Origin of the sequence: Streptomyces sp. NBC_00310 (genome assembly GCF_036208085.1) — a bacterium.
Lineage (GTDB): Bacteria > Actinomycetota > Actinomycetes > Streptomycetales > Streptomycetaceae > Streptomyces.
In genome coordinates this window covers 9,548,923-9,568,552 of record NZ_CP130714.1, presented here as the reverse complement: position 1 = coordinate 9,568,552, position 19,630 = coordinate 9,548,923, and the positions used below count along the sequence as shown (strand labels likewise).

General features: G+C 70.7%; 18 protein-coding genes and 1 riboswitch. Of the genes, 3 read left to right on the top strand and 15 right to left on the bottom strand.

Annotated features, from left to right (window positions below):
• Positions 1 to 25: 25 nt before the first annotated feature.
• From OG202_RS41705 to OG202_RS41670, 8 genes are all read right to left on the bottom strand, one after another.
• Positions 26 to 1,225, bottom strand: a complete 1,200-nt coding sequence (locus OG202_RS41705) for a glycine C-acetyltransferase (protein ID WP_327726754.1) — start codon at positions 1,223 to 1,225, stop codon at positions 26 to 28.
• A 61-nt stretch (positions 1,226 to 1,286) separates the two neighbouring features.
• Positions 1,287 to 2,315, bottom strand: coding sequence for an L-threonine 3-dehydrogenase (gene tdh, locus OG202_RS41700; RefSeq protein WP_327726755.1), 1,029 nt, complete (start codon positions 2,313 to 2,315; stop codon positions 1,287 to 1,289).
• Positions 2,316 to 2,520: 205 nt separating this feature from the next.
• The gene (locus tag OG202_RS41695; protein WP_327726756.1) at positions 2,521 to 3,078 is read right to left on the bottom strand and encodes a GAF domain-containing protein; all 558 of its coding nucleotides are present in this window, start codon (positions 3,076 to 3,078) and stop codon (positions 2,521 to 2,523) included.
• Positions 3,075 to 3,674, bottom strand: a complete 600-nt coding sequence (locus OG202_RS41690) for a GTP-binding protein (RefSeq protein ID WP_326574513.1) — start codon at positions 3,672 to 3,674, stop codon at positions 3,075 to 3,077. The genes OG202_RS41695 and OG202_RS41690 overlap by 4 nt, the downstream gene beginning before the upstream one ends.
• Positions 3,652 to 4,023 carry a DUF742 domain-containing protein gene (locus OG202_RS41685; RefSeq protein ID WP_326585529.1) on the bottom strand — a complete coding sequence of 124 codons (372 nt, stop codon included), beginning with the start codon at positions 4,021 to 4,023 and terminating at the stop codon, positions 3,652 to 3,654. Before OG202_RS41685 ends, OG202_RS41690 begins: the two co-directional genes overlap by 23 nt.
• A 2-nt stretch (positions 4,024 to 4,025) precedes the next feature.
• Positions 4,026 to 4,457: a roadblock/LC7 domain-containing protein gene (locus tag OG202_RS41680; protein WP_327726757.1), complete on the bottom strand. Its 432-nt coding sequence runs from the start codon at positions 4,455 to 4,457 to the stop codon at positions 4,026 to 4,028.
• A gap of 80 nt (positions 4,458 to 4,537) precedes the next feature.
• Positions 4,538 to 6,688 carry an ATP-binding protein gene (locus tag OG202_RS41675; protein ID WP_327726758.1) on the bottom strand — a complete coding sequence of 717 codons (2,151 nt, stop codon included), beginning with the start codon at positions 6,686 to 6,688 and terminating at the stop codon, positions 4,538 to 4,540.
• A gap of 528 nt (positions 6,689 to 7,216) precedes the next feature.
• Positions 7,217 to 8,395 carry an MBL fold metallo-hydrolase gene (locus OG202_RS41670; protein ID WP_327726759.1) on the bottom strand — a complete coding sequence of 393 codons (1,179 nt, stop codon included), beginning with the start codon at positions 8,393 to 8,395 and terminating at the stop codon, positions 7,217 to 7,219.
• Positions 8,396 to 8,574: 179 nt separating this feature from the next.
• Here OG202_RS41670 and OG202_RS41665 point away from each other — a divergent pair, with 179 nt between their 5' ends.
• Positions 8,575 to 9,756, top strand: coding sequence for a glutamate dehydrogenase (locus OG202_RS41665; protein WP_327726760.1), 1,182 nt, complete (start codon positions 8,575 to 8,577; stop codon positions 9,754 to 9,756).
• 104 nt (positions 9,757 to 9,860) lie between these two features.
• Entirely contained in the window at positions 9,861 to 10,481 is a 621-nt protein-coding gene (locus OG202_RS41660) for a TetR/AcrR family transcriptional regulator (protein ID WP_327726761.1), read from the top strand.
• A 35-nt stretch (positions 10,482 to 10,516) separates the two neighbouring features.
• On the opposite strand, the gene OG202_RS41655 is transcribed toward OG202_RS41660, so the two are convergent.
• From OG202_RS41655 to OG202_RS41640, 4 genes are all read right to left on the bottom strand, one after another.
• A complete protein-coding gene (locus OG202_RS41655; RefSeq protein ID WP_326574519.1) occupies positions 10,517 to 11,302 on the bottom strand; it encodes an SGNH/GDSL hydrolase family protein in 786 nt (261 codons plus the stop codon).
• Positions 11,303 to 11,490: 188 nt separating this feature from the next.
• On the bottom strand, positions 11,491 to 12,207 hold the full coding sequence (locus OG202_RS41650; protein ID WP_328224446.1) for a DUF6250 domain-containing protein: 717 nt from the start codon (positions 12,205 to 12,207) through the stop codon (positions 11,491 to 11,493).
• Between the two features lie 469 nt (positions 12,208 to 12,676).
• Positions 12,677 to 13,690, bottom strand: a complete 1,014-nt coding sequence (locus OG202_RS41645; protein ID WP_326574521.1) for a M23 family metallopeptidase — start codon at positions 13,688 to 13,690, stop codon at positions 12,677 to 12,679.
• 4 nt (positions 13,691 to 13,694) lie between these two features.
• Positions 13,695 to 13,853, bottom strand: a riboswitch (cyclic di-AMP (ydaO/yuaA leader).
• Between the two features lie 301 nt (positions 13,854 to 14,154).
• On the bottom strand, positions 14,155 to 16,230 hold the full coding sequence (locus OG202_RS41640; protein ID WP_328224444.1) for an alpha-galactosidase: 2,076 nt from the start codon (positions 16,228 to 16,230) through the stop codon (positions 14,155 to 14,157).
• A gap of 257 nt (positions 16,231 to 16,487) precedes the next feature.
• Between OG202_RS41640 and OG202_RS41635 the strand changes: the two genes are divergently transcribed.
• Positions 16,488 to 17,285, top strand: coding sequence for a tyrosine-protein phosphatase (locus OG202_RS41635; RefSeq protein WP_327726764.1), 798 nt, complete (start codon positions 16,488 to 16,490; stop codon positions 17,283 to 17,285).
• Between the two features lie 86 nt (positions 17,286 to 17,371).
• On the opposite strand, the gene OG202_RS41630 is transcribed toward OG202_RS41635, so the two are convergent.
• The 3 genes from OG202_RS41630 to OG202_RS41620 form a co-directional block, all read right to left on the bottom strand.
• Positions 17,372 to 17,494 carry a DUF6126 family protein gene (locus OG202_RS41630; RefSeq protein WP_326574524.1) on the bottom strand — a complete coding sequence of 41 codons (123 nt, stop codon included), beginning with the start codon at positions 17,492 to 17,494 and terminating at the stop codon, positions 17,372 to 17,374.
• Complete coding sequence (locus OG202_RS41625; RefSeq protein WP_327726765.1) at positions 17,491 to 18,123, bottom strand: helix-turn-helix domain-containing protein; 633 nt, start codon at positions 18,121 to 18,123, stop codon at positions 17,491 to 17,493. Before OG202_RS41625 ends, OG202_RS41630 begins: the two co-directional genes overlap by 4 nt.
• A gap of 96 nt (positions 18,124 to 18,219) precedes the next feature.
• Positions 18,220 to 19,629, bottom strand: a complete 1,410-nt coding sequence (locus OG202_RS41620; protein ID WP_327726766.1) for an aspartate aminotransferase family protein — start codon at positions 19,627 to 19,629, stop codon at positions 18,220 to 18,222.
• Between the last annotated feature and the right edge of the window lies 1 nt (position 19,630).

Genomic DNA, 19,630 nt, shown 5'->3' with positions numbered 1-19,630 from the left:
CGCTTTCCCCTGCTGAGGTCCTGGCTCAGGCCTCCAGCTCGGCCCGCGCCGCCACGAACGCGTCCACCGCGCGGTTCACGTCCGCCGTCGAGTGCGCCGCGGAGAGCTGGACGCGGATGCGGGCCTGCCCCTGCGGGACGACCGGGTAGGAGAATCCGATCACATAGACACCGCGCTCCAGGAGCAGCTCGGCCAGGCGGCCGGCCTTCGCGGCGTCGCCGATCATGACGGGGGCGATGGGGTGGTCGCCGGGGAGGAGGTCGAAGCCCTCCTCGGTCATCCGGCGGCGGAACAGCGCGGTGTTCTCGGCGAGGCGGACGCGCAGGTCGTCGGCCGACTCCAGGAGGTCGAGCACCTTCAGGGAGGCCGCCGCGATCACCGGGGCGAGCGTGTTCGAGAAGAGGTACGGGCGGGAGCGCTGGCGCAGCAGGGCGACGATCTCGGCGCGGGCGGCGACGTAGCCGCCGGAGGCGCCGCCGAGGGCCTTGCCGAGGGTGCCGGTGATGATGTCGACGCGGTCCATCACGCCGTGCAGTTCGGGGGTGCCGCGGCCGCCGGGGCCGGTGAAGCCGACGGCGTGGGAGTCGTCGACCATCACCATGGCGTCGTGGCGGTCGGCGAGGTCGCAGATCTCGCCGAGCGGGGCCACATAGCCGTCCATGGAGAAGACACCGTCGGTGACGATCAGCTTCCGGCGGGCGCCGCCCTCCGTGGCTTCCTTCAACTGCCGTTCCAGGTCGGCCAGATCGCGGTTGGCGTAGCGGAAGCGGCGGGCCTTGGACAGCCGGATGCCGTCGATGATCGAGGCGTGGTTGAGGGCGTCGGAGATCACCGCGTCCTCGGGGCCGAGCAGCGTCTCGAACACACCGCCGTTGGCGTCGAAGCAGGAGGAGTACAGGATCGTGTCCTCCTGGCCGAGGAAGGCGGACAGCCGCGCCTCCAGCTCCTTGTGCACCTCCTGGGTGCCGCAGATGAAGCGGACGGAGGCCATGCCGTAGCCCCAGCGGTCGAGGGCCTCGTGGGCGGCGGTGACGACCTCGGGGTGGTCGGCGAGGCCGAGGTAGTTGTTCGCGCAGAAGTTGAGGACCTCGCCGGGACGGCCGCCGGCGGTGACTGCGACGGTCGCGGACTGCGGGCTGCCGATGACCCGCTCGGGCTTGTGCAGACCGGCGGCGCGGATCTCGTCGAGGGTGGTGCGGAGGTCGTCGCGCACGGAGTCGAACATCAGGAAGCTCCTAAAGTGCTTACGCGGAAGGGGGTTGCGCCGGTCGAGCGAACGCTTACGCTCACGCGGTCCAGTCGAGGATGACCTTGCCGCCGGTGCCGCTCGCCGCGTCGGCGAAGGCCGCCTCGTGGTCGCGGTAGCCGTAGCGGCCGGTGATCACGGGAGCGAGGTCGAGGCCCCCTTCCAGGAGGACCGACATCGCGTACCAGGTCTCGAACATCTCACGGCCGTAGATCCCCTTGATGGTGATCATGGAGGTGACGATCCGGGACCAGTCGACGGAGAACTCCTCGGACGGCAGCCCGAGCATGGCGATCCGGCCGCCGTGGGTCATGTTGGCGACCATGTCGCGCATCGCGACGGGGTTGCCGGACATCTCCAGGCCGATGTCGAAGCCCTCACGCAGGCGGAGGGTGCGCTGCCCGTCGGAGATGGTCGACTCGCGCACGTCGAGGGCGAGGGTGACCCCGATCTTACGGGCCAGTTCCAGCCGTTCCTCGCTGACGTCCGTGATCACGACGTTGCGGGCGCCCGCGTGCCGGGCCACCGCCGCCGCCATCAGGCCGATGGGGCCCGCGCCGGTGATCAGGACGTCCTCGCCGACGAGCGGGAAGGACAGCGCGGTGTGCACGGCGTTGCCGAACGGGTCGAAGATCGCGGCCACGTCGAGGTCGACGGGAACGCGGTGCACCCAGACGTTGGCCGCGGGCAGGGCCACGTACTCGGCGAAGGCGCCGTCGCGCCCGACCCCGAGGCCGACGGTGGCACGGCACAGGTGGCGGCGGCCGGCGAGACAGTTGCGGCACTTGCCGCACACCAGGTGGCCCTCACCGCTGACCCGGTCGCCGGCCTGGATCTCGGTGACGTCACGGCCAGTCTCCACAACCCGGCCGACGAACTCGTGGCCGGCCACGAGCGGGGTGCGGATCGCCTGCCGGGCCCAGCCGTCCCAGGCCCGGATGTGCAGGTCGGTGCCGCAGATCCCGGTCCGCAGAACCTTGATCAGTACGTCGCCGGGACCGATCTCGGGCTCCGGGACGTCGACGAGCCACAGCCCTGGCTCCGCCTTCTCCTTGACCAGCGCCTTCACGCTACGGCTCCTGTGGGTACGCCCCGGCGCCGGGCATGACGAACAGGCCCGTACCGGGGAGAGGGGTGGGTTCGCCGATCAATCTGCCTTACGGCGGCACCCCGGTCCATCGAGGTTTTCTTAACCTCGGCCGCAGCTTTCCTTCACACCCCGCCGGGCCACGGGATCCGCCATGATGTGCCCTCCCCCGCGGGCCCTGCGGGCGTTACGGGAACGCCTCCCGTCCCTCGATCCCGGCGGCCAGTTCCGCCGCCATCGACTTGATGGTCTCCAGTCCGGCCCTGCCCCAGGGGCGCGGCTGGACGTCGAGGACGCAGACCGTGCCGAGGGCGATGCCCGTGCGGTCGAGCAGCGGGGCACCGAGGTAGGAGCGGATGCCGTGGTCGTCGACGACGGGGTTTCCGGCGAACTTCGGGTATTCGCTCACGTCTTCGAGGACGAGCCCTTTGCGGCGGACCACCACATAGGGGCAGAAGCCGTGGTCACGGGCGAGGTGGCGATCGACCCCGAGGACCGTGGTGTCCGCCGTCGGCGCCGCCGAGACATGCAGTCCGGCGAAGAACTGCCGCTTCTCGTCGATGAAGTTGACCATCGCGTACGGCACCGCGGCGATCCCGGCGAGCCGGTCCGCGAAGGCGTCGAAGGCCGCTTCGGCGTACTCTCCGAGCCCCAGCAGCCGCAGCCGTTCCACGCGCTCGGGTGCGTCCCGGTCCTCGGGGGTGAGCAGCAGCCGGCTGACCGGACGCGGCGGGTCGTACGTCACGTGTGGGCTCCGTGGCTCGGGAGCTGGGCCGGGGTGTGGGCGAGGAGGTGCCGGACGAGGGTGAGCAGGGTCTGGACGCCCGAGCTGGAGATGCGGGCGTCGCAGCAGACGACGGGGATCTCGGGATCGAGGTCGAGGGCGGCGCGCACCTCGTCGGCGTCGTAGCGGAAGGACCCGTCGAACTCGTTGACGGCGACGATGAAGCCGAGGCCGCGCTGCTCGAAGAAGTCGACGGCGGCGAAGCAGTCCTCCAGCCGGCGGGTGTCGGCGAGGATGACCGCGCCGAGGGCGCCCTCGGAGAGTTCGTCCCACATGAACCAGAACCGCTGTTGTCCGGGGGTGCCGAACAGATAGAGCACATGCCGCGGATCGAGGGTGATGCGGCCGAAGTCCATCGCGACGGTCGTCTCGACCTTGTTCTCGATGCCGTCGAGATGGTCGGTGGCGGCGCTCACTGTGGTGAGCAGTTCCTCCGTGCTCAGCGGCGCGATCTCGCTCACCGCGCCGACGAAGGTCGTCTTGCCGACCCCGAACCCTCCCGCCACCAGGATCTTGAGTGCGGTGGGAAAGGGGTCAGAGCTGTCGTCGTAGTCCATCGAGCACTGCCTCCAGAAGAGACCGGTCTGTCGGGTTGTGGTGGAAAACCGGGGGCTTGGTGGTGAGTGCGCCGCAGTCGACGAGGTCGGACAGCAGCACCTTGGTGACCGCCGCCGGCAGCGTGAGGTGGGCGGCGACCTCGGCGACCGAGACGGGTGCCCGGCACAGGTCGAGTGCGGTTGCGTGCTCGGGGCCGAGATAGCCGAGGGGGGTCGCCCCGGTGGCCATCACCTGTGAGAGGAGATCGAGCGCGGTGGTCGGCCGGGTCCGGCCGTTGATGACGGTGTAGGGGCGTACCAGACGCCCGGCGGCGTCGTCGTACAGAGGTCCGTCGCCGGCCGTGGGCACGTTCAAGGCCTCATCGCGGAGGGTTCGACTGCTTGACGGGGCTGGGTGACCAGGTAGGGGCGGACGCTCTTCACGAGCATGGCCATCTCGTAGCCGAGGACCGCGGCGTCGGTCTCGCGGCCGGCGAGCACGGCGAGACAGGTGCCGGAGCCCGCGGTGGAGACGAACAGCAGGGTCGAGTCGAGTTCGACGACGACCTGGCGGACGTCGCCGCCGTCGCCGAAGCGGACGCCCGCGCTGCGTCCGAGGGAGTACAGGCCGGAGGCCAGGGCCGCCATGTGGTCGGCGCTGTCCGGATCGAGGCCGTGGACCGACTTCACGAGCCCGTCGCAGGAGAGCAGCACCGCGCTCGAGGTGTGCGGTACGCGCTGGACTAGGCCGCTCATCAGCCAGTCGAGATCGGATACATGGCCGGTCGGCGCATCGCTCGCCATGGTGGATCGACTCCTTGGGGTGCGTTGGTCTGCGGGAGCGGAGGGGGTGGGGACCGTGGTGGGGGTGGTGAGGGGGTTGGTCATCCGGCCGGTGTGCTCCCGTCCTGCCGGGGCGTGAGGTCGTGTGCCGCGTCGAGGGCCGACGGCGGTACGGCTGTGGGGGCGACGCCCCTGGGGTGTCCGCCCAGGGGCTGGGCGGCGTCCTTGTGAGGGGCGTCCATGGGGGCCAGTTCCATGCGGAGTGCGTCGATGCGGCCCGTGCCGCCGGCCGGTGTCGGGGCCGGGTGGCCCGGGTGCGGCTGTCCCGTGTCGATGCGGGACGCGGCGTCGGGGGCGGGGGGCGCGAAGTCCGCGGAGGCCGTGTCCAGCGTGGAGGTGTCCCAGTCGGAGTTCTCCATCTGGCGGGCCTCGGCGAGTCCGATGCCGCGCTGGAAGGCGGCCATCAGCCCGGGGTCGTGGCCGATGTAGTGGTCGGGGTCCTGGCGGGGCGCGGGCGCGGGGCCGCCGCGGAGCTGGGGCACGATGTGCTGCTGGGCGCGGCGACGGGGCAGTTGGGGCTTGCCCATGGTGCCGCGCACGGCTCCGCCGACGCGGGGGGTCGGGGGTGTCCCGGGGTTCTCCGCGACCGTCCCCCGGTCGTCAGGGTGGACGCCGGGCACGGCCTCGGCCGGGTTGGGCCGCTCGTCCCGGGCGCCGCGCACCGGAAGCGGGGTCGGGCCGCCGCTGCCTCTGCCCGGACCCTGCCGGCCGCTGCCCCGGCCGGGGCCCTGCTGGCGGGGCACGGAGGCACGCGTCGGGCTCGGGGCGGACCGGTGGCCGGGCTCGGGGCGCGCGGGCTGCGCGGGTGCCGGACGGCCGGGCCGGTCGATCCCGGCGTGTGCCGGCCTGTCGGTCGCCGGGCGGTCGGCGGGCCCGGGTGCGGACGCCCGCCGGGGTGCGGCGGGTTGGGCGTGCTGGGGCCCGGCGGGCCGTCGTACGGCGGTGGTGTACTCGGCGTGGGGCTGGGTCTGCGGCAGGTCGCCCGGTTCGGTGCCGAGCAGGCCCTGGGGGACGACGAACGCGGCCTGGACTCCGCCGTAGATGTTGCTCTGGAGACGGACCTGGATGCCGTGGCGGCGGGCCAGCTGGGAGACCACGAAGAGGCCGATGCGGCCGTCCTGGAGGAGGCTGGCGACGTTGACCTGGTCGGGGTCGGCGAGCAGGGCGTTCATCTTGTTCTGCTCGGTGAGGGGCATGCCGAGGCCCCGGTCCTCGACCTCGACGGCGAGCCCGGAGGTGACGAGGTTGGCGCGGAGCAGGACCTGGGTGTGCGGGGCGGAGAACACCGTGGCGTTCTCGACGAGTTCGGCGAGGAGGTGGATGACGTCGGCGACGGCGTGCCCGCGCAGGGTGCCGTCGACCGGGGGGACCAGCTTGACCCGGGAGTACTGCTCGACCTCGGCGATCGCGGAGCGCAGTACCTCGGTCATGGAGACGGGTTTGCTCCACTGACGGCGGGAGACGGCGCCGCCGAGGACGGCGAGGTTCTCGGCGTGGCGGCGGACGCGGGTGGCGAGGTGGTCGACGTGGAAGAGGCCCTTGAGGAGATCCGGGTCCTCGATCTCGTTCTCCAGGTCGTCCAGGATGGAGATCTCCCGCTGGACCAGGGACTGGAGCCGGCGCGCCAGGTTCACGAAGACTTCGAGCTTCTGTTCGCTGCCTGCGTGGCTGGAGAGCTGGGAGGCCTGGACGACGGCGGTGACGGCGCTGTCGTGGACGCGGGCCAGGTCGGCTGTGAGCAGCTCGAAGTCGTCGGCGTCCGCGGCGGGTTCGGCGCGGGGCCCGCGCGCGGGCGGCTGGTCGCCGCGCCGGAGCGCGTCGACGAGGGCCCGCAGGTCGTCCTCGCTCTTGGTGCTGACCTGCCGCAGGGCGCCGAGGCGTTCGCGGACGGACTTGGCGGTGCGGCCGGCGGCCACGGTGGCGATCGCGATGCCGGTGAGGGCCACCGCGGCGGCTCCGGCGAGCACCGCCCACAGGGTGAGGCTGGGACGGGCGCCGCCGGCGCGGAAGGTGAAGAGCACGGCGGCGCAGGCGCTGAGGGCGACCGCTGTGGGGGGCAGGACCGCGAGGCGCACCAGTTGTGGCCGTATGTGGATCTCGGGCAGCGAGGGGACGGCACGGGTGGCCGATCGCCCGTGCCGCCCGCCCTCACGGCGGTCTGCGCGTGCGGCCGGTGCGCGAAGGTGAGACATCAGCGTCCTCGTACTGGTCCGTCTGGGGCGTGGGGGGTGCCGCGTCCGGGCGACTTGGGCATGCGCCCTCGCGTGTCGGTCGCGAGAGTCGAAGAATTCAGCCCAGCGTCGTCCGACGGCAACTCACAGTAGTCGCCAACGCGTCATGTGCGGTGCGCAGTTGACAAAGACCTCCGTATTGCGTCCCGCTCTGATATGAGGCTTCGTGCGACAGTCCGATAATTCTTCGGACGCTTGTTCCTGTCGGATTCTTTTTACGTCCGGATTTCGATCAGAGCTGGTCAAAATAGGTCGATAACAAACGTCGAGGGCCGGGGAGCAATTCACTCCCCGGCCCTCGACGTCAATCGAAAAATCACCCTGTCGGGAGAATTCTCGACCCGTTCACGGTGCCGCTCACCACCTCGACGAGGGTGTCCGCGGCTTCCTTCCCTTCGACCGTGGTCATGGTCAGCGGAGGCAGCGGTTCGAGTACGTGTCCCTGCCCCGAGGTCTCCGCCGCCACCGGAATCCGACGGTGGGCGCCCGTCAGCTCTCCGCCACCAGGTCCAGCCGCTCCCCCACCGGCGGCCAGGCGGCCCAGCCGCCGACCGGCTGCTGGGACACGGCACGCCACCACGGGTTCACCGGCGGTGTGTTCTTCGGCTCGAACGGCTCCCCCGGCTGCGGTGCGGCCATGGCGACCCCCGCGTCGTGCGTGGCCCACATCATGCGCTCGCCCGGCTCGGCCCAGGCGTGCATCGCCAGGTTGAACGTCGCCCAGTGGATCGGCATCATCACGCCGCCGGGCTCGCCGCCCTGGAGGTCGAGGTGCGTCTGCAGCCCCTCGTCGGGAGTCATGTGGATGTCGGGCCAGAACTCCGAATAGGCACCGACCTGGATCATGGTGATGTCGAACGGTCCGTGCTCGGCGCCGATCTCCCTGAAGCCCCCGAAGTACCCGGTGTCGCCGCTGTGGTAGATCCGGTGCTCGTCACCGGCGACGACCCAGGAGGCCCACAGCGTGTGCTGGGTGTTGCGCAGACCCCGTCCGCAGAAGTGCCGGGCGGGGGTGGCGGTCAGCGTGAGGCCGCCGACCTTCGTCGCCTCCTGCCAGTCCAGCTCGCGGATCCGGTCCGCGGAGACGCCCCAGTGCTCCAGATGGGCGCCGACGCCGAGGGGCACGGCGAAGACCGTGTCCGTGCCGGCCAGCTCCTTGATCGAGGGCATGTCCAGGTGGTCGTAGTGGTCGTGCGAGATGACGACGACGTCGACCGGGCCGAGCGCGGCCAGCGGCACCGGCACGGGGTGCAGCCGCTTGGGCCCGGCGAAGGCGAACGGGGAGCAGCGCTCACCCCACACGGGGTCGAAGAGCACCCGGTGCCCGTCGATCTCGGCGAGCGCACTCGAATGGCCCATCCATGTGATCCGCAGCCCGCTCACCGGGGGTCTGGCCAGGTCGGCGAGGGTCGTGGAGTGCACGGGAATCAGCCCCGCCGGTGCCCGCCGCGCTCGCTCGTCCTTGCGGAAGTAGCTCTTCGCCATCTCCATGGCGGCGCCGCCGGAGGGGCGGACCTGGGCACTCTCGGGATTCACGAAGACCCCGTCGGCGAAGTGCGGGGATCTGCGGATCCGCTCCAGACGGGCACCGCTCGGGTCCGCGCCGAAGGCGGCGGGCCGCGCTGCGCGCAGCGCCGAGCTGAGAGAACGGGATCCGGAACCGGACACGGCACCTCCTGGTGGATTCGCTCAGGCATCCCATTATGGTCCGCCCCTCCGACAGCGCCGGGTCCAACCCCACCCCGCACGATGCAATACTGACCAACTCTTCAGTAGCTCTTCTTGTTCCCGCTCTCGCCCCTCTCCGCCTCTCCCCTCGGCCTCCCCAGGCCACCCCGAGGAGCCCCATGCCCACCACCCCCTTCGTGTCCCTCACCTGGACCGACCACGTCACAGGTCAGCGGGGCTTCCTGGTGGTGGACCGGCTGGTGCGCGGGGTCTCCAGCGGCGGTCTGCGGATGCGTCCGGGCTGCACCCTCGACGAGGTGGCCGGACTCGCCCGAGGCATGACCATGAAGGAGGCGCTGCACTATGCCCCCGAGGGTCGTTACGTCCCGCTCGGCGGTGCCAAGGGCGGCATCGACTGCGATCCCCGTGACCCGGAGGCGTACGGCGTCCTGGTGCGCTACCTGCGCGCGATGCGCCCGTACATCGAGACGTTCTGGACCACCGGCGAGGACCTGGGGCTCACCCAGGACCTGATGGAGCGCGCGGCGGCCGAGGCGGGCCTCGTGTCGACGATCCAGGCGGTGTACCCCCTCCTCGACGACGAGCGGACGGCCCGGCGACGGCTCGCGGACGCCTTCGCGGTCCAGGTGGACGGCATCGGCCTCGACGAGCTGGTCGGCGGCTGCGGCGTCGCCGAGTCCGTGCTCACGGCCCTGGACCGGGCCGGGGTGCCGTACGCCGGGACGCGGGTCGCCGTACAGGGCCTGGGCACCATGGGCGGGGCGACCGCCCGCTTTCTCGCCCGTGCCGGACTCACGATCGTGGCCGTGGCCGACATCAAGGGCACCATCTCCAACCCCACCGGCCTGGACGTCGAAGCACTGCTCGCCGCCCGTGACCGGCACGGCACGGTCGACCGGTCCGCACTCGGCCCCGACGACCACGAGGCGTCCGGCGAAGCCTGGCTCACCACCGAGGCCGACGTACTGATCCCGGCGGCGGTCTCGTACGCGATCGACACCACCAACCACCACCACGTCACCGCCCGGCTGATCGCCGAGGCGGCGAACATGCCCGTCCTCCCGGCGGCCGAGGAACTGCTCACCGCTCGCGGCGTCACCGTCCTGCCCGACGTCGTCGTCAACTCCGGTACGAACGCCTGGTGGTGGTGGACCCTGTTCGGGGACATCGGCCCCACCGCCGACGAGGCGTTCACCCACACCCGTCACTCCATGCGCGCCCTCGTCGACCTGATGCTCACCCGGGCCGAGACCGACGGCACGACCCCCCGCACCGCCGCCCACGCCCTCGCCGCAGACCGCCTGCCGGCGATCACGGAGCGCTTCGGCTGGCACCGCTGACGGACGACCGGCCCCACGCGATCCCACATCCGGCGGATACCGGCCCGATTCGAGGTGGCTCGAAGACTCCGGTGGCTGTCCGTGGGCCTGGGTAGGGTTGCCGCGTGGGCAGGGTGCGGTTGAGTGTGGCCGAGCGGCGTGCGGAGCTGCTCCGGGCCGCCATCGAGCAGATCGAGGCGCGGGGCGTCGCGGCGGTACGGATCTCCGACGTGGCCGCCGTCCTCGGGGTGAGCAGCGCCTTGGTGCTCTACCACTTCTCGACCAAGGAAAGACTGGTGGCCGAGGCCTTCCGCCACGCCGCCGAGGACGACCTCGCCCGCCTCCGCAAACTGCTGGGCCGCCGCACCACGGCCCTGCGCCGGCTCCGGGCGGCCGTCCGCTGGTACGCCCCGACCGGCCAGGCCAAGGGCTGGCGCCTGTGGATCGAAGGCTGGGCCGCCTCCCTCCGCGAACCCGCCCTGCGCGAGGTCACCCGTGACCTGGACCGACAGTGGAAGGCCGCCCTCACCGAGGTCATCGAGGCAGGCGTGGCGGCCGACGAGTTCCACTGCCCGGATCCCCCGGCCACCGCCCTCCGCCTCACCGCCCTCCTGGACGGCCTGGCCGTACAGATGACGGCCTACGACGGAGCCGTCTCCCGCGCCCGAGCCCAGGACTGGGCCGACGAGGCCCTGGCCCACGAACTGGGCCTGACCCGCGAAACCCTGACAGCGGCAACCCGCTGACGGCCCGGCGCCCGGCACACCCGAGGGCGCCCCGGTCAGGCCACCGACTCGATCCGCAGCTTGATGTCGTACGGCGACAGTTGCCCCTTCGCCGACACATGGTCCCCGGACGACTCCCCCCGCAGCCGCCGCCCGATCCACGGCACCAGATACTCCCGCGCCCACTGAATGTTGTCCCGACGCATCTCCAGCGTGCCGCGCGGCGGCAGCGGGGGCCACGGCTGATCGGGGTCGGCCGGGACGTCGACGCCCAGCACCTGCCCGGCCCGCAGCGCGACCCGTGTGTGCCCCTCCGCCGACAGGTGCAGCCGGTCGAGGTCCCAGGCCCGCCGGTCCTGGACCGTCTTGAGGGACCACAGGTCCAGCACGGGACACCCGTACCGGTCGGCGATGGCCCGCACATGCAGGTTGTACGTGGCGATCTTCCCCCGCAGATGCTTCAGCACCGGGACGTCACGGGTGTCGAAGCCGGTGGTCACCATGACCGTGCCGACAGCCGAGGTGAGCCGGGACACCGCCCGCTCGAACCGCTCGGCGACCTCGTCGGGATCGGTGCCCGGCCGGATGATGTCGTTGCCGCCCGCACAGAAGGAGATCAGATCGGGCGCGAGCTCCAGAGCCCGCGGCACCTGATCCTCCACGATCTGGTCGAGGAGCTTCCCCCGTACCGCCAGGTTGGTGTAGTCGAAGGCACCCTCGGGCACACGGTCCGCGAGGAGCACCGCGAATCGGTCGGCCCAGCCGACGAACCGTCCGTCGGGGCCTGGATCGCCGACGCCCTCGGTGAAGCTGTCCCCCACCGCCACGTACGACCCGATCATTGCTCTGCTGTCATTCGAATCGTCTGCCACATCGCCCCATGATTCACCTTCTGATGTGACCTACGCGACCGTAATAAGAGGTTGACGGACGGTGAGATAGACCACGAGTCAAGTGTTGGTCAACACGGAACAGGCCAGGTCGGGTTGGCGGCACCCCACCACCCCGGCCTCCCTCTCCCCTCGACCGCTCAGCGGCGGCCGACGGATCTCCACACCCGGAAGTCCTCGATCCGGAAGTGACTCCAGGTGGTCCGGAAACCGAAATGCCCACTTGTGTACGGCTCGGGATCGATGTAGTCGAACACGAGCCGCCCGTTGTTCCACCACTGCACCTTCGACCCGTCGGAGACGATCCGGACGCGGTGCGGCTCGTTCGCGACGAGCAGCGGCGCCGTGTAGTCGTAGATCAGCGGCCGCACACCCGCCTCGCCGACATACCGACGCAGCCGTGTCGTCGTATTGGTGTTGGCGCCGTACCCGACGTAATACGTCTTCAGATGGTCGTACTCGGCGAGCGCACCCCCACGCGGGGTGGCGAAAAGATCACCGGGCGACCGCACGTCGACGGCGTTCCAGAAGTTGTTGAGGTCGGAGACCCGATCGTTGACCCCACCCGCGGAGACCGGGGTGGCCGTGTACTGGACGACGTAGGGCCCTGCCAGCTTCCGCTTGAACCAGACGGTGGCCCCGGCCGGCACGTCGACCTCCAGCGCACCGCGCGAGGCCGTGACCGCACCGCCCCTCTCCAACTCCACGGCCCACTGGCCGAGGCCGTGCCGGAAGTCGTCGGCGGCGATCAGCCGGCCGCGGCGCCGGTGCGGGGTCGCGGACGCCGTCCCCGCCGGGGCGAGCGCCGCGAGGGCGGCACCGGCCGCGAGGGCTCCGAAAGCTCTGCGGGTGGTCATGACGCTCCTTCTGTGGTTGCCGTGCGGGCCCACATCGGCGGGGTCCACGTGGGCGCCACGGATGTCGAACTGGGGCGCTGGACGCCGGACACGGAGACCTACGACGTACAGAAAGCGCTTGCTGAGATCACTGTGCACTCGCCCTCGTACAGCTGTCGAGTCCTGGATCGGCCATGCCACAAGACCGCAATGCGGTGATCACGAATCGACAGGGGGCGGGGGCAGCGAAAGCGGAGCGGAGCGGAGCGAAAGCCGGAGCGGGGTGGAACGGAGCGGAGCGGGGTGGAGCGGAGCGAAAGCCGGAGCGGGGCGGGAGCGAGGGAGGGGCGGGAAAGAACCTGGCCGGATGGCGCACTCTTCGAGCCGTTGCCAGTGTGGACGGCCACGATCGGGACCCCCTCCGGGAACGCCGAAGGCCGGCCCCCGTGATGTCGGGGTCCGGCCTTCAGTGCGGAGCGGTGGCGGTGCGTCAGACGCTGACGCCCTTCGAGCGGAGGTATGCCAGCGGGTCGATGTCCGCACCGTAGTTGGGGGTGGTACGGATCTCGAAGTGGAGGTGCGGCCCGGTGACGTTGCCGGTCGCGCCGGAGAGGCCGATCTGCTGGCCGCCGCTCACGGACTGGCCCGCGGAGACGGAGATCGAGGACAGGTGGGCGTACTGGGCGTAGTAGCCGTCGGCGAGCTTGATGACGACCTGGTTGCCGTACGCGCCGCCCCAGCCGGCGGAGACGACGGTGCCCGCACCCACGGCCTTGAGGGAGGTGCCGGTCGGGGCCACGAAGTCGACGCCCGTGTGGTAGCCGCTGGACCACATGCTGCCGGCGGTCTTGTACGCGGTGCCGACGGTGGCGCCCTGGATGGGCAGGCTGAAGCCGGAGCTGTTGGACGACGAGGACTGGCCGCTCGACGTGGAGGTCGACGCCTGGGTGTCCTTCGACTCCTGCGTCTGCGTCGACGAGCCGGAGGACTTCGACGACTGGGACGACTCCTCGGACTTCGAGGACTGCGACAGCTGCGGCTTCGTCGACGCCTGCGGCGTACCGCTCGACGTGGCCCGGCCACCGATGCCGAGCTTGAGGCCCGGGTGGATGAGCGACGGGTCGGAGCCGATCGCCTCACGGTTGTCCGAGTACAGCTGCTTCCAGCCGCCCTCGACGTCCTGCTCGTCCGCGATCTTCGCGAGGTAGTCGCCGACCTTCACCGAGTAGGTCCTGGTCGCCGCCTTCTTGGTGGCGGTCTTCTCCGCCTGCGCGGCCTTCTCGGCCGCCTCGATCCGTGCGCCCGCCTCGGCCGCGGCCTTCTCGGTGGCGACCGAGGCCGTCTTCTCGGAGACACCGGAAACGGCGGCCGTCGGGGTCGCGGCATGGGCGCCGGCGGCTCCGATCAGCGGCAGCGCGAGCGCCGCGCCACCGGTCCCCGCGGCGGCGATCGAACGGGTGAAACGCTGGGACTTCGGACGGCGGTGCTTACCCTTCGCGGGCATGGCGAATTCCTCTCCGGCGCCTGCGAGGTGAGCTGTCGGGTGCGGACTGGAGATGTCCGGCCGTGCTGACGCACGGCTATACCCCTAGCCGTTCCGGAGACCGGAACAGGCGGTCATACCTGTGGGTCCCCCGCTCCTGCCGTGGATCAGGTCGGTACGCGGCTCCGGTCGGCGGCAGGATTGGGCGTCCGTCCGGATTGACGCCGAACGTAAGCGACTTGTGCCCACAGAGACAACCATTGGGACTTCCTGTGCGCCTTTCCACCTGATCCTTACATCAATCCACCATCACGCTCCGTAAAAGACAGGTCTTGGGTATTTCCAAGCGCCCTGGAATCGCCTACGAATTACGTGGACATGGCGACAGCGGAACGTCACGAATATGACGCTGCTCACGCGCCTACGACCCAGTAGGCTTTATTCCAGGGCTTGTTGGAATTACAGCTCCATTTCGGACAGTTCACTCAAGTGCGACGCAGGCGGATAACCTTCGCATCGAAGTCACCGCGCAGCCCCGTCCGCAATCCGTGGTGCAACAGCACGGCACCCCGGTGCACTTCACCCGTTTCGCGGCATTCATACTTTTCTGTCGGGTCGATCCCGCGCAGGCGGAGCGGGGCGAGCGGCTCGCCGTAGTGCTGGGCCTGGAGCCAGGCCAGGACGACGACCTCGTCACCGTGGACGTACTGCACGGCACTCAGCCCGCCCGTCGGCGGCCGCAGCCGGTAGAGGTCGCCGCGCTGCACGACCGGCCGGATCTCCTTGTACAGCTCGACCCAGCCCCGCGCCTCGGCCAGCTCCTCCTCCGTCCACTCGGTGAGGTCGCCGCCGACGCCCAGCACACCCGCCATGGCGCTGACGAACCGGAACCGCAGCGAGCTGACCCGGCCGTTGAGCTGGTTGTTCGGGCTGTCGGTGACCCACGCGGCCATGATCCGGGCCGGGTGGACCTGACTGAAGCCGTGCTGGATGGCGAGCCGGTCCAGCGGGTCGGTGTTGTCGGACGTCCACACCTGGTCCGTCCGCGCCATCACTCCGAGGTCGATACGGCCGCCGCCACCCGAGCACGACTCGAACGCCACCCCGGGGTGCGCGGCCCGCAGCCGGTCCAGCAGGGCGTAGAAGGCGTGCACGTGCTCGACCCACAGCTTCTGCGGATACGGCTCACCGGGCCAGCCGGCGTCCGTGAAGCAGCGATTGAAGTCCCACTTCACATAGTCGATCGGCGCGCTGGACAGGAGTGCGTCGAGCCGCTCCCAGAGGTATTCCTGGACGTCCTCGCGCGCGAGATTGAGGACGAGCTGATTACGCAGCTCCGTCCGCTTTCGCCCCGGTTGGTACTGCGCCCATTCGGGGTGCGCCCGGTACAGCTCGCTGTCCGGGTTGATCATCTCGGGCTCGACCCAGATGCCGAATTGCATCCCGAGGGCATGCACGTAGTCGGCGAGCGGCTTCAGCCCCTTCGGGAAGCGGTCCGGGTTGGGCGTCCAGTCGCCGAGGCCGGCCCGGTCACTGGTGCGCGCCCCGAACCAGCCGTCGTCCACGACGAACAGCTCGACCCCGATGGCTGCCGCCCGCCGCGCGAGCGTCCCCTGCTGTTCCTCGGAGATGTCGAACTCGGTGGCCTCCCAGGAGTTGAAGAGCACCGGCCGGTCCTGCTCCGCGTCCGGGATGACGTACGTCCGCTGATACGTGTGCCAGGCACGGCTCGCCCCGCCGAAGCCGCCGTCGCTCCACAGGCCGGCGAAGACGGGCGTCGTGAACGTCCCGCCCGTCTCCAGCCGCAGCAGACCGGACTCGTCGTATCCGGCGCCGCCGGTGATCTGCACGCGCGCGTCCGGGAGTTGGGCGACCGCGATCCGCCAGGACCCCGACCAGCCGAGGGCACAGCCGTAGACCTCGCCGCGCTCCTCGGTGGCGTCGGTGTCCAGGGCGACCCAGGGCAGGTGCTGGTGCCCGGTGTGCCCGCGCCGGCTGCCGATGACCTTCTCGCCGTACGTGAGGTCCCCGTGCACCAGCCGGGACTCGGCCGCCCACCGCCCGTGCAGCTGGGACAGCCGCCAGGCCTCCTCCGCGCGCGGCGGCAGCGTCCAGGTCGCCGAGTCGGCCCGCAGCAGCTCCACCGCCGGCCCTTCGTTGGCGAGGGTCACCCAGCGCTCGACCACGTCGTCGCGCATCCGGTAGTGCAGCGTGATCCCGAGTCCGCCGTCGGTGAACCGCAGCCGCAGCTCGTCGCCTTCGGCCTCGTACGCCTGGAAGGTCCACTCGGTGCCGCGCCGCTCGTCCGTGCGCACGGAGAGAGCGGGACGGGTGAAGCGGGGACCGCCCTCGACGGGGTACTCCTCGTGTCCGTCGACCGGGGCCTCGAACGGCCAGTACGGCAGCTGCTGCCTGGCGGCCAAGTCCTCGGCGTCGGCGAGCGCGATCCGGGGACCCCAGTGCAGGTGCAGCAGCTCGTCGTTCTCCGTGAGCCGCAGGGCATAGCTGCTCCGGGGCCCCGTGAGAAGCCAGGTCCGGCTGTCTGCGCCGATTTCCAACATCAAGCCCCCACAGGTTCGAACAGGTGCGATCGGGCTTCAACATCATCGCAGGTCGCCGCAGGCGCTCGGTGTCGCCTGTGGACAACTGCCGACGCGTCGGCCGAACCGCCTGTGGACAAGCACCACGGGCTCCACCGCGCCTCCTGTGGACAACTCATTGGCGTACGCACCCATGTCGTATCGTCGAGTGCGCGCCTCGGTGTCGAGTGCGTGCCCGTCGACGTTCGGCGCCGACGGACGGATGGGAGGGAGCCCCAGTGACGCAGCAGATCCCGTCGACCGAGCCCGATCTGACCGGAGTGCGCAATTTCCGCGATGTGGGCGGTCTGCCGACCGTGGACGGCCGCCGGGTGCGTCATGGGGTGCTGTTCCGCAGTGGCCATCTCGCGCACGCGACCGACGAGGACACCGCGTTCCTGACCTCCCTGGGCCTGCACACGATCTTCGACTTCCGCAACGCGGCCGACCAGAAGCTGGAGGGCCCGGACGTCGAGTTGCCCGGCACGCTCAATGTGAACCTGCCGCTGAGCGACCCGGCGGACGGCGCCGAGTTCTGGAAGATGGTCCGCGACGGCGACCTGGACCAGCTGCGTGCTCTGCTGGACGGCGGCAAGGGGGCCGGCCGGATGATCGCCTCCTACCGGACGATCATCAAGCACCGCACGGCCGAACACTCCCGGGTGCTGCACGCGGTGGCCGAGGACAGTGTGCCCGTGCTGATGCACTGCGCCGCGGGCAAGGACCGCGCGGGCCTGTCCATCGCCATCACGCTCCTCGCCCTGGGCGTCGAGCGCGAGGCCGTCGTCGCCGACTACCTGGAGTCGAACGCCAAGCACCGCCGCTACAAGGTGCACCGCAGCAGCAGCCACGCGAGCGCGTACTCCCCGGAGGTCATGGATCTGCTGAGCCCGCTCTTCGACGCCCGCGCCGAATACCTCCAGGCGGCCTTCGAAACGATCGACGAGACCTGGGGCGACGTGGACACCTATCTGGACAAGGGCCTGAAGGTGACTCCTGAGGTCCGGAGCCGGTTGCGCGACCGCCTGCTCGACTAGGGCGCCGCCTGCCCGACCGGCAGAGGGCCGACCCGGAGGACCGACCCGGAGGACCGACCCGGAGTACCGACCCGCCGGTCATACGGCTACTGCTTGGCGCCCACCTCGAACAGCAGGTAGACGAAGGCCGCGAAGACATGGCCGACCGCGATGTAGATGATGAGCCGCACCCACAGGGCGCGGGGGAACTTCTCTTCCAGGTCGGTCATGGGGTCTCTCCGGGGGTGATCGGCCCGAGGCACAGCGCGGCGGTCGGGCTCTGCAGAAGGGTGTGGACGAACAGGAGGTCGGCGCCGTCGTGGTCGGCGGCGGCGATGCGGTGCGGGGTCAGCGAGTCGAAGTGCGCGCTGTCCCCCGGCGCCAGCAGATGCGCGGTGTCACCGAGGCGCAGCCGCAGCCGCCCCTTGAGGACGTAGAGCCACTCCTCGCCGGGATGCACCCGCACGATGTCGCCCTGCGAGCCGTACGGCACATGGACGCGCAGCGCCTGCATCCCGCGCCCGGACGCGCCCGCCTGCCAGTACGTCCAGCCGCCGGCCCGGGTGGGCTCCATGTCGGGCGCGCGCAGCACGGCGTCCCGCTCGGCCACGGTCTCACCGAGCAGTTCGGAGACGGTCGTACCGTAGATACGGGCCAGCGCGAGCAGCATCGGCAGCGAGGGCTGGCGCTGCCCGGTCTCCAACCGGGAGAGGTGTGCGGGCGACATCCCGGCGGCACGGGCCGCGGCCTCCAGGGTGAGGGCGGCCCTGCGCCGCAGGGCCCGCAACTGCGGGGCGACAGCGGGCAGCTCCCCGCTCAGCGGGGGCTCGGGAGGGTCCGTACCCTCGGAGGGGCTCATGCCCTCCATTCAGCCGGAGGTTTGCCTCTGCGGCAAATTTCTTGCCTCAGAGGCAAAGCCATCCGTGCCCGCGGAGTCGCTCCCCGACAGGCCCCTCTACCGGTTGGCCACCGCCTGTTTCACCAGCGTCCTGCCGAAGTCCCACATCAGCCCGCCCCCGCTGTGCGCGTCGTCCATCACCTCGGTGAAGGCCTCGACGAACCGGTCCACCTCCCGCTCCCCGACGACCAGCGGCGGGATCAGCTTGATCACCTCCAGATGGTCGCCGGAGACCTGGGTGAGGATGCGGTGCCGCTGCAGCAGCGGTACGACGACCATCTGGGCGAAGAGTCCCTTGCGGGCCGCCTGGAGCATCGCCCAACGGCTGCGCAGCTTGAGCGACTTGGGCCGGCCGAACTCGATGCCGATCATCAGGCCCCGGCCGCGTACGTCGCTGAGCAGTTCGTACTTGTCGACCAGTGCCGCGAGCCGGCCCTTCAGCAGATCCCCCGTGGCCCGGGCATGGGCCACGATCTCCTCGTTCTCCATGACCGAGAGAACCGCGAGGCCGGCGGCCATGGCCTGGGCGTTGGAGCCGAAGCTCGCCGAGTGGACGAGGACGCGGTCCATCGACGAGTAGACCTTCTTGAAGATCCACTCCTTGCCGAGGGTCGCGCCGACCGGGACATAGCCGCCGGAGAGCGCCTTGGCCACACACACCAGGTCCGGCTCGACCCCGTCCTCGTGCTGATAGGCGTAGAAGTCCCCGGTCCGCCCGAGCCCGGTCTGCACCTCGTCGACGATCAGCAGGGCCTTGTGGCGGTGCAGCAGCTCCTGGGCGGCGCGCAGATAGCCGGGCGGCGCCTCGTGCACGCCCTTGCCCTGGATGGGCTCGACCACGAGGGCGGCGACGTCCCCCTTCTTCAACTCCCGTGCCAGGGCGTCGAGATCACCGAGCGGTACGGCCGTGTCGGGCAGCAGCGGTGCGAAGCCGTCCCGGAAGCCGTCCTCGCCGTTCACGGAGAGCGAGCCGGTGGTGAGCCCGTGGAAGGCGTGGTCGCAGTACAGGACGCGCGGTCTGCCAGTGGCGTACCGGGCGAACTTCAGCGCGGTCTCGACTGCCTCCGTGCCGCTGTTGCCGAAGAACACCCGGTCCAGGTGCGGGCTGTGGCCGAGCAGCTTCTCGGCGAGCAGCCCGGGCAGCGGCTGGCAGTCGAAGCGGGTCAGGTCGGCGAGGTGCGCGTCGAGCACGTCGTGCAGCGCCTTGCGGACCACGGGGTGGTGGCGGCCGAGCCCCATCACCCCGAACCCGGCGAGCATGTCCAGGTAGTCGTTGCCGTCCGCGTCCCAGAAGTACGCGCCCTCGGCCCGCTCGTAGACCTTGTCGAAGCCGATGGTGTGCAGCATGCGCGGGAGTTGGTGGTTGAGGTGCCGGGTGTGGAGTTCGTAGCGCTCGGCGCCGCGCTCGGCCAGGAGTCTGCCGAGGTCGAACTCCTCGGCACCGGCGGCGGGTTCCGCGGTGGTCATT